General features: G+C 37.7%; 17 protein-coding genes. 13 read left to right on the top strand and 4 right to left on the bottom strand.

From position 1 onward, the window contains the following. The first annotated feature begins 9 nt into the window (after positions 1-9). The 6 genes from JCM12304_RS16570 to JCM12304_RS16590 all read left to right on the top strand — a co-directional run bounded on the left by JCM12304_RS16570 (position 10) and on the right by JCM12304_RS16590 (position 5,354). The gene (locus tag JCM12304_RS16570) at positions 10-1,794 is read left to right on the top strand and encodes a vWA domain-containing protein (RefSeq protein WP_256200852.1); all 1,785 of its coding nucleotides are present in this window, start codon (positions 10-12) and stop codon (positions 1,792-1,794) included. Beyond that, entirely contained in the window at positions 1,755-1,919 is a 165-nt protein-coding gene (locus tag JCM12304_RS20180) for a hypothetical protein (protein ID WP_256200853.1), read from the top strand. Before JCM12304_RS16570 ends, JCM12304_RS20180 begins: the two co-directional genes overlap by 40 nt. 28 nt (positions 1,920-1,947) lie before the next feature. Further along, a complete protein-coding gene (locus JCM12304_RS16575) occupies positions 1,948-3,111 on the top strand; it encodes a GNAT family N-acetyltransferase (RefSeq protein WP_060681689.1) in 1,164 nt (387 codons plus the stop codon). A gap of 271 nt (positions 3,112-3,382) precedes the next feature. Continuing rightward, positions 3,383-4,060 carry a hypothetical protein gene (locus tag JCM12304_RS16580; RefSeq protein ID WP_060681691.1) on the top strand — a complete coding sequence of 226 codons (678 nt, stop codon included), beginning with the start codon at positions 3,383-3,385 and terminating at the stop codon, positions 4,058-4,060. Beyond that, positions 4,057-4,683 (top strand): efflux RND transporter periplasmic adaptor subunit, encoded by a 627-nt coding sequence (locus JCM12304_RS16585; RefSeq protein ID WP_060681693.1) that lies wholly within the window; start codon positions 4,057-4,059, stop codon positions 4,681-4,683. Before JCM12304_RS16580 ends, JCM12304_RS16585 begins: the two co-directional genes overlap by 4 nt. Further along, entirely contained in the window at positions 4,677-5,354 is a 678-nt protein-coding gene (locus JCM12304_RS16590; protein WP_060681695.1) for an efflux RND transporter periplasmic adaptor subunit, read from the top strand. The genes JCM12304_RS16585 and JCM12304_RS16590 overlap by 7 nt, the downstream gene beginning before the upstream one ends. Positions 5,355-5,678: 324 nt before the next feature. Here the strand turns inward: JCM12304_RS16590 and JCM12304_RS16595 are convergent, their stop codons facing one another. Continuing rightward, positions 5,679-6,533: a YihY/virulence factor BrkB family protein gene (locus tag JCM12304_RS16595; RefSeq protein ID WP_060681696.1), complete on the bottom strand. Its 855-nt coding sequence runs from the start codon at positions 6,531-6,533 to the stop codon at positions 5,679-5,681. 170 nt (positions 6,534-6,703) lie between these two features. Here JCM12304_RS16595 and JCM12304_RS16600 point away from each other — a divergent pair, with 170 nt between their 5' ends. From JCM12304_RS16600 to JCM12304_RS16610, 3 genes are read left to right on the top strand one after another with little or no spacing between them, the layout of a single operon-like run. After that, the gene (locus JCM12304_RS16600) at positions 6,704-7,186 is read left to right on the top strand and encodes a DUF948 domain-containing protein (RefSeq protein ID WP_060681697.1); all 483 of its coding nucleotides are present in this window, start codon (positions 6,704-6,706) and stop codon (positions 7,184-7,186) included. Between the two features lie 2 nt (positions 7,187-7,188). Continuing rightward, positions 7,189-7,653, top strand: a complete 465-nt coding sequence (locus tag JCM12304_RS16605; protein ID WP_060681698.1) for a DUF948 domain-containing protein — start codon at positions 7,189-7,191, stop codon at positions 7,651-7,653. Next, positions 7,634-7,834, top strand: a complete 201-nt coding sequence (locus tag JCM12304_RS16610) for a hypothetical protein (protein WP_060681699.1) — start codon at positions 7,634-7,636, stop codon at positions 7,832-7,834. Before JCM12304_RS16605 ends, JCM12304_RS16610 begins: the two co-directional genes overlap by 20 nt. A gap of 29 nt (positions 7,835-7,863) precedes the next feature. On the opposite strand, the gene JCM12304_RS16615 is transcribed toward JCM12304_RS16610, so the two are convergent. Then, a complete protein-coding gene (locus JCM12304_RS16615; RefSeq protein ID WP_060681700.1) occupies positions 7,864-8,307 on the bottom strand; it encodes a DUF948 domain-containing protein in 444 nt (147 codons plus the stop codon). Between the two features lie 144 nt (positions 8,308-8,451). Here JCM12304_RS16615 and cwlD point away from each other — a divergent pair, with 144 nt between their 5' ends. Continuing rightward, a complete protein-coding gene (cwlD, locus tag JCM12304_RS16620; RefSeq protein WP_060681701.1) occupies positions 8,452-9,168 on the top strand; it encodes an N-acetylmuramoyl-L-alanine amidase CwlD in 717 nt (238 codons plus the stop codon). Between the two features lie 122 nt (positions 9,169-9,290). Beyond that, positions 9,291-10,349, top strand: a complete 1,059-nt coding sequence (gene salA / locus JCM12304_RS16625; RefSeq protein WP_019379290.1) for an iron-sulfur carrier protein/transcriptional regulator SalA — start codon at positions 9,291-9,293, stop codon at positions 10,347-10,349. Between the two features lie 41 nt (positions 10,350-10,390). Here salA and gerD read toward each other — a convergent pair whose 3' ends face one another. Then, the gene (gerD, locus tag JCM12304_RS16630) at positions 10,391-11,026 is read right to left on the bottom strand and encodes a spore germination lipoprotein GerD (protein ID WP_019379289.1); all 636 of its coding nucleotides are present in this window, start codon (positions 11,024-11,026) and stop codon (positions 10,391-10,393) included. Positions 11,027-11,177: 151 nt separating this feature from the next. Between gerD and JCM12304_RS16635 the strand changes: the two genes are divergently transcribed. Beyond that, positions 11,178-11,777 (top strand): KinB-signaling pathway activation protein, encoded by a 600-nt coding sequence (locus tag JCM12304_RS16635; protein ID WP_019379288.1) that lies wholly within the window; start codon positions 11,178-11,180, stop codon positions 11,775-11,777. Positions 11,778-11,822: 45 nt separating this feature from the next. On the opposite strand, the gene pdaB is transcribed toward JCM12304_RS16635, so the two are convergent. Further along, on the bottom strand, positions 11,823-12,581 hold the full coding sequence (gene pdaB, locus JCM12304_RS16640; RefSeq protein WP_060681702.1) for a polysaccharide deacetylase family sporulation protein PdaB: 759 nt from the start codon (positions 12,579-12,581) through the stop codon (positions 11,823-11,825). A gap of 376 nt (positions 12,582-12,957) precedes the next feature. On the opposite strand from pdaB, the gene JCM12304_RS16645 reads away from it, so the two are divergent. After that, positions 12,958-13,176, top strand: coding sequence for a hypothetical protein (locus JCM12304_RS16645; RefSeq protein ID WP_019379286.1), 219 nt, complete (start codon positions 12,958-12,960; stop codon positions 13,174-13,176). Positions 13,177-13,418: the final 242 nt, after the last annotated feature.

Here is a 13,418-nt window from a genome sequence, read left to right on the forward strand (position 1 = left end):
GAATAGACTATGTATCGTTTTCATCATTCCAGTGTGGATACAAACCTTTTTCGGCTGTTACAAGATATGTCTATAGTGCTTTCAGGGCATTCTGATCTGTCCTTTGAACATAGCTATGGATCCTATATTGACTTAGTTGATGATAAGCTGACAGTCAGTAGAACCTGGGACACGGCCACAACGGAGTTTCAGACAGCGGGTTTAAAATCAGATGTCTATTTACGCGCCATTGGCACCCTTCGGTATACGGACCTTCCTGCAATGAAGCGTTATATATCGGCTCTTAGAGAGTCATCTATCCCTAAGTTTGCAGGACAGCTTGCTACACTTATGGAGGATATCCGACTGGAAGAAAAGATTAAAAAAGAAAGACCTGGCACGATTTCTGTTTTTAATATACGGACAAAGTATTATAAACATAAATTCGAGAATGAATTAGCATCACATGTAACGCGCGGGTTTGCTCTTGATGAACTATTTTGTCTGATTTATTTATTACTGCAAGCAGACACACCAGATCCAACTTTTCCAAGAGCGAATCAAAAGCAGCTCGATCGATTGGAAATGCTCAAACCGGAGCTGTATGCTGTGTATGAAGCGAGGAGTACTGATGATATAACCAAGCTGGCCGAACGTATTGTTTTCGGTCTGCAAAGTGATTACAAAGACACAGTGGATGAGTATTTTGTTTTACCAATTGGTCATCTGGAAGCCTACACAAAAAATACGCTATTTGATGAACTCACTAGAACAGATGAGCTTGCTAATGAAGATGTGGAAGAAGTAGATGAGGACAAAAATGAATATATTGATGAGGAGTTTTCTACCTGGCATAGAGAAAATGAGAATAGTGACCGAAAGCAAACCTTTCTTCAATTTGAATTGGATGTCGGGACGAAAACCAGTATAAAAGGTGGAGGAGCTCGAGAGACGGAAGATGGTGACCAGGCAATGGCCACAGTTCAGGGAGCCTCCGGGCAAAGTAAGAACAATGATTACTCTGACCTTGATACATTAGACAAAGAAGAAAGCAACCAGGGAAAAACGGAAGAAAATCAGTATGGGGAAGCAAATAAAGCTGCAGTAAAACATGAACTTGGCGCAGATAAACCAACGAATGACGATAGAGAACTGTACAAGGAATATCTGCAGGATGTGGAGCCATATGAACGAAAGCTTTCCAATATTATAAAGAAAACAATCGAGCATAAGAAGAATGCACCGAGAAGAGATTTAATGGCAGGCAGGCTCTCTAAAAAATTATTACCTCTTATCCTTGATGAGAAGCCAAGAGTGTTTTACAAGAAGAACCAAGAATCAAAAGAAATGGATGCTGCGTTTACATTACTTGTTGATTGTTCTGCTTCAATGCAGGGGAAAATGGAGGAAACAAAACGAGGAATTATTTTGTTCCATGAGGTGTTAAAATCCTTTCATATTCCCCATTCGATTATTGGTTTTTGGGAGGATGCGATGGAGGTAGAAGCAGATTACCAGCCAAACTATTTTCATAGAATCCATTCCTTTTCTGATTCCCTTTACGAGTCTAATGGCGCAAAAATCATGCAATTAGAACCAAGAGAAGATAATAGAGATGGGTTTAGTATTCGCGTTGCAGCTGAAGAATTGGAAAGACAACCGGAAAAAAATAAATTCCTGCTTGTTTTCTCAGATGGCGAGCAGCGGCAGCCAATTATGAACAAAATGGTATTATTGATACAAATCTGGCTGTATCGGAGGCCCGGAAACGCGGTTTGGAAGTTATCGGTTTATTTTTATCAGACGGAGAAGTAGAGGAAAGAGAGCACACCATGATGGAGAATATTTATGGGAAAGAGCGGGTAATTGTTCCATCCGTCTCAGAACTACCGGAACATTTTGCCCCATTATTAAAAAGCCTTCTACTAAAAGTAATATAGTATTAATATATACAAGGGAGGAGTTTATTTGCAGCAGCCAATTCAAACATTAAGCAGGAAGAATTATGAGGAAATTTTTGATTTATCACAGTTCGCATTTCAGTATAAACTTTCACCGGAGGAAATGGAGAAAAAGAAGGCAGAAGCGGACCGTCATACAATCTGGGGGTGGATGGAAGAAGACAAGATTGCAGCAAAACTTCATCTCATTCCTTTATCTTGTTATATTAACGGAAAAGAGTTCCCGATGGGTGGGATCAGCTCTGTAGCAACATGGCCGGAACATCGAAGAAAAGGCATGGTGAAGCACTTGCTGCATCATGCTCTGACGGAAATGAAGCGGAACGGTCAAATAATTTCTTATCTCCATCCCTTTTCATTTGCCTTTTATCGTAGGTTTGGCTGGGAGCATGCCTTCACAGAACAGCATTTCTCCATTCCCATTGAGAAACTAAAGAAAAGATGGGAGACGTCAGGTTACGTACGTAGAATTAAACCAGATATTTCTTTATTACATGAGTTGTATTCCAAATATGCGATAAAGTGGAATGGTATGCTTGTACGTGATGAAAAGTGGTGGGAGCAACGTGTGTTAAAAGACGATGTTCACGTTGCAGTAGCCTATGAAGAAAATGCACAGGCAGCAGGTTATATTATGTATGAGGTTAAGGAAAATACAGTGAAGGTGAAAGAGCTTGTACATAATAGCTTAAACGCTCAGAAACTGTTACTTCACTTTATTGGTAATCATGATTCCATGGCTGAAAAGGTTACGATGATTGTTCCTGAAGACGATCATCTACCTTTACTACTTGATGAGCCACGTTTTGAACAAAAAACAGCCCCTTATTTTATGGCAAGGATTGTCGATGTTGCTGCTTTTTTAAAAGCATATCCTTTTACTGGAGAAGGAGAAATAACGATTACAGTAGACGATAGCTTCTTTCCTGAAAATACAGGAACATATGAGATTAAGTGTGTGAATGGAAAAACATCTGTTACTAGGGTTGAAGAACAAAATCTGGCGCAGTCTGCTAATTGTTCCATTCAAATGCTTACAGGAATGCTGTTAGGGTTTAAGCGACCAAGCGATTATTTTAAAGCTGGTTTATTAACTGCTGCTGACTGTGAGATAAAAATTCTAGAGCGGCTCATCCCAGCAAAGCAAACCTTTTTAACCGATTTCTTTTAAGCATATTTTTTAATGAATTGTTTTAAAGCCATTGACCAGTAGAGAAATCTGCTGGTTTTTTTGTTCTGTTATCTGACGTGTAATGGCAGTACCCTTTTTAAGGCGGATATTAATCCTGTTATGCTTAATAGTGAGCGCATACACTTTTGTTCTTTTTCTGGGTTGAATTTCCTGGTTTTTTAATTATTTACAAAATCGATAGAATTTTAGCGAACATTGCGATAAAATGGAGAGTAATACAAGTAAGTGGACATAGAAAAGGATGGACAGGATGAGTTATCATACTAACGTTATTAAACTATTATTTTCCACGGACGATCATTTGTTTCGGATTGGAAAAGCAGAGAAAATACATAAACTATGGAAAGCAACCGGCCTTCTTGTTCTTTTAAGTATACTTATTTATTGTTGGATGGCTTATTTGGGGATTGGGTCTAACTATATATCAACAAATGCAACGGAAATGAATGGCTTAACATATGAACAGAGTAAATTTTGGTTTTTGGTAGGCCGTGCATTATTTTCCGTTTTATTTGCGATGCTTGTCCTATTTATCCCTTCTCTCTTATTCTATTTATTAACAGATATCCCCTTTAAAAAATTAATGATTATGCAGCAAGTAGTTTTGTTCGTACTATTAATTGAGCGGCTTTTATGGATACCACTTGCTACAGTTAATGGACTCGATTGGTATGTGTCACCACTTTCTCTTGGTATTATTGCCTCTTATATAACGGACAAGAGCTGGATTATTTTTTTCTTTGGTGCAATAACATTGTTCCAATTTTGGATAATTAGATTTCAGGTGAAGTACCTGACGACACTTTCCCAAGCAATAAGAAAAGTCTGGATTTGGGTGAATGTCATCTTTCTGCATCTGATCTATTGGGTTATTACAGCCTTGCTTGCATTTATTGATACATACATTTTAAGTGGGTGGTTCGGATGAGGCGAAGAAGATTTATCTTAGCTGGAATAATTATTTTTATTGGGGTAAATTATTTGCTTCTTTTTTTGGATAAAGAACAGAAGGTCGACCGGCTCGCTTATGTGAGTGAATGGCTGCCAGCATTTCAAACGGATATGAAGGAAGAGATAAATAAGCCAGGTGTACTTTCTCCTATGCAGGAAAACCACCTTTATTTCAGTGAGGAAACAGGTGAATTTCAGGAATTTTTGATGGAGGAAGGGGTGGAAGTCCAGGTTGGTGATCCATTGTATACCTACCGTGTGACAAATTACTATGAAACCGTCGCTGAATTGGAACAACAACAAAGGAAGCTGACTGGAGAGGTTCAAGCCGTTGAAGGAGCTATCTCGGATATGAATCGCTATCAAATTCCGCGTTCAACGCAAGGAACGGCAACTGCAGATACAGAGCAGCCTACCATTCAAATCGAATTACCGGAAAACCCTGTCGAAGCAGCTATGATGAAGGACCAATATCTTATTGAAAAAAAGAAGGAGCTTGCAGCGAAGGAAGCGGAGTTGTCCAGCATCGAAGCACAATTAAATGAGTTGGAATCTACAGGTGATACGATAACCGTCGAGAGTCCCTATGAAGGTTGGTAACGGAGGTTTCTACCACCCTTGATGCACCTCTGCTTACGATTGCCGGCAAGGAATTACAGGCAGAAGGCGAATTTACGGAGCAGGAGAGAAGCAGGATCGCCGAAGGACTTCCTGTGCATATCCAAGTAGATGCAAAGGTGATGGCACTGGAAGGAACACTTGAAAAAATCCAGAAAACACCAGAAAATGTTAGTATCAAAGGAAAAAGTATTTATCCGTTTTCGGTGGCGATAAAGGAAGACGAAGAAGAACAGCAAGAAAATCAGGAAAACATGGTAGAGCAGGAAGAGAGCGCCGAGGAGAGTCACGAAGAGGCAGAAGAATTATTACCTGGCTATCATGTGAATCTTTCTATTATTACAGAAGAAAGCAAGGATGCAACGGTTCTCTTTGAAAAAAATCTGTATGCAGGTGCCGTATGGAAAATGAACGATAATGGAAAGCTAATGAAGCAAAAGGTAGAAACAGGTTTGTATATGGCATCCATGGTGGAAATCACGAAGGGCATGAAAGCAGGCGAATGGGCCGCTACCGAACGGGAAAGTCAGTTTCGCCATCAAGCGACATTTATTACTCCATTACAGTGGTATAAATTTAAGGTTAAAGAAGTCGTTTCGAGCAAATACGAGGATTGGGGTAAATATTTTGTAACAGGATTATTATCAAGGTAAGAACAAAAGAAGACTGGGGTCAAGAGAATTTTACACACTAATAATCCGAACCAAATCACACTAATACTAACACATGGCTCGGATTTATTAATGTTTCAAATTAGCGGAGGAAAATGCGCAGACTCCTCGGAAATGAAGTACACATTTCCTTCGTGCGATGCTAAGCTGTCGCAGCCTTCCTTGTCCTGTGGGAGAAAAAGCCTAGGTAAGACCCCGCAGTGCGTAGCACGAGGAGGCTTAGCAGCGCCCACGGAAAGCGAAGCGTTTTTCCGGAGCGGTTTTTCCCACACTTTAGAATAGGATTATGCCATATCCCCTCATTCTTTATAAGTTGGAAGCTCTTTCCGTTCTGCTTACATGTTTGCTCGTACGCTGTTGATGATATAAGACATTGACAATAGCACCAACCATTAAGATTAAACCAGTTAAGAAGAACCAGATCATTAAAATAATGATACCGCCTAAACTGCCATATGTTGCAGAATAGCTGCCAAAGTTACTTACATAAAATGAAAAACCAAGAGATACAAGTAACCATAGTATACTTGCAGTCATCGCACCTGGCATAACATGTTTAAACGGAAGCTTTTTATTAGGAGCGAATCTGTATAGCATTGCTAGTATTAATGTGATAACAATGATACTGACAGCCCAGCGAAGTACTTGAAATAATAAACTCATTGCTGCCGATAGGCCAAGAATAGACTCAAGGAAATTTAATATAACACTTCCGAATACAGGGAGAAGAATAGCTACCCCCAATGCTAGGATCATTCCAAGCGTTAACCCTAGAGCTAAGAGGCGGACTACAATAAAATTACGAGTTTCCTCTACTTCATAAGCTTCATTTGTTGCTTTAATAAAAGCATTAATTCCAGCTGAAGAAGACCATAGTGCTCCAATGATACCAAAAGTTAATAGACCACCACGCGGGGTGTTTACAATACTAATGATGTTTTCCTGCAAAATGGAGCTGATTTCACTTGGTAAGTTTTTTTCCAAAAAGCTCACCGCCGTGTTAGGGTCTATATTAAAATAGGGGATTATAGTAAAACATACGATTAATAATGGCACAATTGCTAATAAATAATAATATGCCTGTGCGGCTGCTAATAAAGGTACATTGTCTTCTTGAAATCTAGCTATAAACGATTTGCCATATGTTTTCATTTTAGGCATATACATTCCTCCAACAGTTATTTGTATTCCGTATACCCTGTTAGCGAGGAAATGAATCCGAAAGAAAATTCGAAAAATACCATAGATATATCAGTATCACCACAAAGTTCTTATACGTTTTATTTCGAGCTTCTAGTGGTATAATGCACTTAAAGGAGGGGGTTTTTCCAATGGAAGGAATAATATATGTAGCACTGTTACTTATTTCAATCGCATTTGCAATTATCGTAGCCTATACATCCTTATTATTGTATCGTATTTCCAAAACAATGAAGACGATGGCAAAAACGGTAAATGAAGTGGAAAAGGAAGTTGAAGCACTTACCCCACGGTTGAAAGAAACTATTTATGAGACAGATAAGATAGTTGATGACATAGGAATAAAACTAAAATCAACGGATAATCTTTTTGACACTGTAGAAAACGTAGGATCTTCTATGAACGCAGTTAATCAAACGATCCATAACAGTAGTGATAAGCTGTCAAAAACAGAAATGGAAAGAAAAACTAAACCGTTTGTAGAGGGAATTAAATGGAGTGAGGTTGCTTTCACTTTATATTCCAAATGGAAAAAGAAATCAAAAAATGAATTGATGGTTCAAAACCAGAGCCACTCACTCGTACCATTAAATAAAACAGGGAAAGAGGGATAGGTATGTTGTCAGGAATTGGGGTATTACTTATCGGTGTAGCCTTTTTAATTTTAGCTTTTTTTGTTGCTCATGTACTTAATAATTTGGCTGGCGTGCTTCATGGTGTTGAGAAAACGGTAGAGAGGTTGCCTAATCAATTAGATGAGATTTTTAAGGAAACAGGGAATCTTATGCAAGAAAGTAATCGCACATTAGCGGATGTAAACGATAAAATGGAGCAATTAAGTCCATTGTTTTATATTTTAGGTGATGCGGGAAATGTAACAAGAAAATTTTCCTCTTCCCTTGTAGACATAACCGAATCGATGAAAAGTAAAACAAGTGAAACAGAAGAAATTACTAAGAAAAATAATGTCGGCGGGCTATATGGTTCTTTTGCGCTTGGCTATTATTGGTTGAAAAAGCGCAGACAATTGAAAAAGGACGTTACCGAAGGAGTATCCTCTCATGAGCAGAGAAACGAATAAATCAGTACTCCTTGGAGCAATATCTGGTGTTACACTTGGCTGGGCAGCAAAGTCTCTGGCATCACGTCGAGCTGGCTTTCTTGATAAAATTAGGAGAATAGACCAGAGGATTTATGAGGACGGAAGGGCACGAGCAGAGAAAATAAACCAGATAAAGCTAGATGTCGATAAAAAAATATAAATTAAAAATCCCCTGTAGATGGGGATTTTTTAATTTATATTAATTCTGTTGTTGCTCAAGCCTTTTCTTTTTTGATAAATAAAATAACCCAATGTTGCTAATCCATACCATCCTTCTAAGTGATTTCGTTGTATGAAATCATTACCTTCTGATGTGCCTTCTTTTACACTCATTACACGATCAACCATTGTTGAAGATACATGCTGAGTAGCTCTTCCAGCATCACCTACAATGTAAAATATAGGGCTTAATTGCTTTACTTGGTCATTTACTTGATGAAGTGTACTGTTTCCGGTCTCTAACGTATCTTTCGCTTGTGTCATCACATCATCTACTTGTTCAGGGAGCTGATCAACTGTTTTTTGCAGGCCATTAAAAACCCCTGCTAGCTTATTAAGTGGTTTTATAAGTACGAAAACAAGTCCCAATAGGGCAACACCTATTACGAGCACCCCAATACCTAGCCAATCCATATAATAAAATCTCCTTCCGCTTGAAGTTCCTTTAAATAATAATACCACAAATTGAAGAAATTAAACGAGTAGTAAACTAATCATATTCTATTTGCCTGTCCCATAAAATAGTTATACATATGTTATAGAGGGGACGAGAAAATAATGAGTAAAAAGTATAAATGGTTCTTGTGGGGATTGGGATTCTTTGTACTGGTAACATTAGTAGTATACCCAGTTAATAAAAAAGAGATGACACATCCTGTATCATGGACTTTGCCACTTTCCGGAAAAACGATTGTAATTGATCCGGGCCATGGCGGGGCAGATGGGGGAGCAGTTGGAAAAGATCAAACCTTGGAAAAGGATATTTCTCTTCAAGTCTCCAAAAAGCTTCAAAACTATTTACAGCAGTCTGGAGCAATTGTCTATTTAACAAGAGAAGAGGATAAAGACCTGGCAGATGAAGAGACAAAAGGTCTTTCCCGCCGCAAAGCAGAGGATATTCGCAACAGACTGAAATTAATGAAAGAGAAAGATGCGGATTTTTTTGTAACCATCCATCTTAATGCATTACCATCTACTCGGTGGAGCGGTGCACAGACTTTTTATTATTCGAAGTTTGATGAAAGTAAGCATTTGGCAAAAATGATTCAAGCAGAAATTACTCGAAATATGGAGAATACGACAAGACAGGCGCTGGCTATTGACGGAATATATTTACTGAAGCATGCGGACATCCCGGGTGCTTTAGTAGAAATAGGATTTTTGTCTAACGAACAGGAGAGAGAATTGTTAAAGCAAGAGGATTACCAGCAGAAAATGTCAGCAAGTATTTATAAGGGAATTTTACGATTTATCACCGAGGAAGCTCAAGAATAATTTCTATTTGGATTAAATATGTGCATTGTCCTTCCCATGATTCATATCACTTAGATTTTAGCTGAATTATGTTATACTAGCGTTGGATGAAATTAAACGCTAGTAAAGGATGGTGTCATATTTTGTTAACTAAAGAAGAGATCGTACAATTATTAAATCCTGTAAAAGATCCATTTTTACATAGAACGCTTGAAGAAACAGGCGGCGTAATTGAAGTTACCATTAAAGAAGAGAAGAAGCATGTTAGTGTGAAAATAGGCATTGGAAAAACCAATACAGCGGAACAAATGCAATTACAGCAAGAGATTGTTGGTATTCTGAAAAAGAATGGAGCATCAACAGTCGGCTTGCGTTTTGAACAGCTGCCTGATGAGGTAATACAAAAGTATCAGCCAACTGCAGAACAAGAAAAGGAATCCTCTTTAATGGGAGGAAGCTCCAATACGAAGTTTATTGCAGTCGCCAGTGGTAAAGGTGGTGTAGGAAAATCAACTGTTACAGTAAATCTGGCTATGTCGCTTATGCGTTTAGGCAAAAAGGTTGGTATCATTGATGCTGATATTTACGGATTTAGTGTGCCGGATATGATGGGTGTAGAAGAACGTCCAGCAGTCCGTGGGGAGAAGATTATCCCTGTAGAAAGGTTTGGAGTAAAGGTTATTTCCATGGGCTTCTTCGTCGAAGATAATTCCCCTATTATTTGGCGTGGTCCTATGCTTGGTAAGATGATTAACAGCTTCTTTAAAGAAGTAGAGTGGGGAGATCTGGATTATTTATTACTCGATCTGCCACCAGGCACAGGGGATATTGCAATGGATGTTCACGAGCTTTTACCTAGCTGTAAGGAAGTAATTGTAACAACACCACATCCAACAGCAGCCTTTGTAGCGGCACGTGCAGGACAAATGGCATTAAAAACAGAGCATGAAATTTTAGGTATTGTTGAAAATATGGCTTATTTTGAAAGCAAATTAACTGGAGAAAAAGAATACGTCTTTGGCCAAGGTGGGGGCCAAAAGCTAGCTGAAGCCTTAAATACTAAAGTACTTGGACAGTTGCCATTGCAACAGCCATATGAAGATGAAGATGTATTTGCACCTTCCATTTATCAAGAAGACCATCCGATTGGGAAGGAATACCATAAAATTGCGGCGAAAATTGTTGCGAAAATAGAAGAGTAAATGTAAAAAAACAGCGGGCGAAAAGTACGTCCGCTGTTTCTTTATGAGCTTTCTTGCTTATCAGGTCCGCCTCCGCCACTTTCTCCCCCACCTTGTTGAGACTTTCCGCCACCATTACCACCTTTTTCTTGTGCTTGTTTTTCAGCAGCCTTTAAAAGGATCTCTTGAATTTTAGCTTGGAAAACAGGGGTTTCTAATGTTTGCTGAATTGTCTCTTCCAAATGAGCACGAAATTCCTGGCTTTTTAAAACGGTTAATAATTGTTCCGTCATTTTAGGATCCTTTAATAATTCGAGCATTTTTTTTTGATAATCGGCATCGTTCATCATTTTTTTTAAAAGCTTTTCCTGCTCTTTTTCCATCGATTTTGCGTATCCTTCGACAAATTTAGGGTCCTTAAACAACATTTCCCACATTTCTTTTCCTTTGTCAGAGACAAGCGTTTCATTAATGGATTTCTTTACCACATCAGATTGAATGACAAGCTCTTGTTTCATTTTTTCATCTGCTAACATTTCTTGAAGCGCTTTTTTTCCATCCTCGGTCTGTAATATATCCACTACCATTTTCTTTGTTTTATCGTAATCGCCTTCTTCAGGAGCGGCATTTCCCCCATTACATCCGCTTAAAAAAAGGACAAGAAAGGCGAAAAAAAGTACATATATGGAACGGTTCATTAGGAAATCCTCCTCCCTATATGTACTTAATATGTCTAAAGAGAATCGGAAATATGCGTTTTCTTAAGGAAAAAACTCTTCCAACATGGTAGAATACATGGTGAATGAATTAACAAATAAATTGTTGCTAACGAAGTAGGAGGACATAAGATTGAATAGTCGCAAACTAGTGCATTTCTTTTTTACAACTTTATTTTTAGGTGGTTTAGCAGGACTCATTACCAGTTTTTTTGTAAAATCTGGAGAATATAGCAAAAATCTGAATCCATTTGATTTAGGTGAATTATTTGGCTTAGTAGTGTTCTTTATTGGGATGGGCTTTGTATTTAGTGTTGTTAGCCAAACGGGGTTCTTTGCATATTTATTTATCAATCGATTTGGACTAGGCATGTTCCGTTCCTTTTGGCCAACAGTGCAGGTTTTATTAATAGCGTTCGTATTATTTGACTTAGTTTACTTTCCATATAAAGCGACAGATGGCAATATAGCATTGTATTGGTTTATTCTCATGTCACTGGGTATACTTGCATATGGATGGATTGTAGCAAAGATAAAAGCAAAAGAAACGAATCAGACTGCATTCATACCTGCATTATTTTTAATGATTGTCATGACTTCCATCGAATGGGTCCCGGCTCTGCGTACTGAGGGTACAGATTATGCCTGGTTAATGATTATTACGCTACTGGTATGCAATACATATCAGTTGCTTGCATTGCATCGATTAAATAATAAGGAATTAAAAAAATAGTATTTCTGAAAAACTGTTCCAATACATGATTTGGGGCAGTTTTTTTTATTCAACAAGCTTTGACTCTGCATGTGCCTGGTTAATTAATTCTGAAAGAGAGACAAAAGAAAATCCCTTGTTCTTTAAGATAGGAATAATTTTTTCCAATGCACCAGCTGTTTGTTTTGCTGAATCGGAGGCATGCATTAATAAAATATCTCCATTGCTTGTTTGCTTTACTACGGAATCAGTAATTTGTTCGGTTCCTGGATTCTTCCAGTCGTTTGGATTTACATTCCAATGAATCACTTTATAATTTAAGCTTTCAGCAAGTTTTATAATTTCTTTGTTAAAATGTCCATTAGGTGGGCGAAGCAGCTCCACCTCTTTGTAGCCAAGTTTGTTGAATATTTCTTTGGCATAAGTAAGATCCTTTCTGACTTGACCTATTTCCTGTTCAAGATAACTTTTATAACGATAACCAAGCATTCCTAGCTCGTGTTGATCATCCGTAATCTTCTCCAAAATATCAGGGTGACGTTCTGCCCATTCCCCGCTGACAAAAAAGGTTGCTTTTACATTTCCTTTTTTAAGCTGTGCTAAGATATCATGTACTTTCTCTTCACCCCAACTGATGTTAAATGTTAGCGCGATATTTGGTTCTTCAGCATTTCCCTTTGTTAACACAGAAGGTTCATCATTTAAAAAAACAGAAAAAGTTCCATCCCTTTCAAACCAAAGAAAAGTAGCTGTAAAAAGAGCAAATAGGCCAATAACCAACCACCGTTTCCATTTATTGAATCGCCACACATAAAAATGCTGCATTAGAAATTCTCCTTTCTTTAACTTGTCCTATAAATATCCTATGTATCCATCTATGAGATAGAACTCGCAGAAACTTAATTACATACTAATAACAAATTTCGATAAAAGATTACAAATAAACAAAAAGTAAAAAAACCTGTTTCCCAGATCGAAAATAGGGTAATAATTGGATAGACTGTCGAATTAAAGAGAATATAAATTACAAACATATCGACAGTATTTCAGTAAATTCGAGGGAAAATTTAAATAAGAATAGCGAGAAATAGGTCGTTGTATAGAAGTGCAATCAATTACTACATGCGGAAATGTTTTTCGTTTTTTGCAAAAAGTGAAAATAATAATTTTTATTAGAGATGAAGAGATTAGAGGTGGCGTAGTGTTAGGATTATTAATAAGTGAGATAGAGCAAAAAGAAATGGAATACTTAATTAGAAGAGAGCTCGATGAATTACTATTAGATTTGGAAGATCACCGAATTGATCATATGGTGAAACGGGCTATGAAGGAAAGATATCGGATATTGTTTCAGCTATATCGCAGAGTTGCCAGTGAGAAGGAATGTATGAAGTACATCCCGAGTCAAATAGAAAAGTAAAGATAGGAAGTCTTCATCAAGCTTACTAGCACGGTGGAGACTTCTTAATTGAAGAAATAAATAGTTTTTTAATAAATGTATTGCAAAGGTGAAATATATGTGATATATTATTTTTTGTTGTCAAACAAAGACAAACATTGCAGAAACAAAGAAAAAACTTTTTGCAGAAAACATATTGACAACAGTTTGAAACCATGTTAAATTATATATCGTCGCAAAAAACGACACAGATAAATTTGCTC

Source organism: Virgibacillus halodenitrificans JCM 12304, from assembly GCF_001310895.1.
GTDB lineage: Bacteria > Bacillota > Bacilli > Bacillales > Amphibacillaceae > Virgibacillus_Q > Virgibacillus_Q halodenitrificans.

Bases quoted from the DNA above. Each gene is read 5' to 3' on its own strand.
- JCM12304_RS16595 (WP_060681696.1), bottom strand. From the start codon at position 6,533: ATGCCTAAAATGAAAACATATGGCAAATCGTTTATAGCTAGATTTCAA.
- JCM12304_RS16600 (WP_060681697.1), top strand. From the start codon at position 6,704: ATGGAAGGAATAATATATGTAGCACTGTTACTTATTTCAATCGCATTT.
- JCM12304_RS16585 (WP_060681693.1), top strand. From the start codon at position 4,057: ATGAGGCGAAGAAGATTTATCTTAGCTGGAATAATTATTTTTATTGGG.
- JCM12304_RS16610 (WP_060681699.1), top strand. From the start codon at position 7,634: ATGAGCAGAGAAACGAATAAATCAGTACTCCTTGGAGCAATATCTGGT.
- gerD (WP_019379289.1), bottom strand. From the start codon at position 11,026: ATGAACCGTTCCATATATGTACTTTTTTTCGCCTTTCTTGTCCTTTTT.
- JCM12304_RS16615 (WP_060681700.1), bottom strand. From the start codon at position 8,307: ATGGATTGGCTAGGTATTGGGGTGCTCGTAATAGGTGTTGCCCTATTG.
- pdaB (WP_060681702.1), bottom strand. From the start codon at position 12,581: ATGCAGCATTTTTATGTGTGGCGATTCAATAAATGGAAACGGTGGTTG.
- cwlD (WP_060681701.1), top strand. From the start codon at position 8,452: ATGAGTAAAAAGTATAAATGGTTCTTGTGGGGATTGGGATTCTTTGTA.
- JCM12304_RS16570 (WP_256200852.1), top strand. From the start codon at position 10: ATGTATCGTTTTCATCATTCCAGTGTGGATACAAACCTTTTTCGGCTG.
- JCM12304_RS16580 (WP_060681691.1), top strand. From the start codon at position 3,383: ATGAGTTATCATACTAACGTTATTAAACTATTATTTTCCACGGACGAT.
- JCM12304_RS16605 (WP_060681698.1), top strand. From the start codon at position 7,189: ATGTTGTCAGGAATTGGGGTATTACTTATCGGTGTAGCCTTTTTAATT.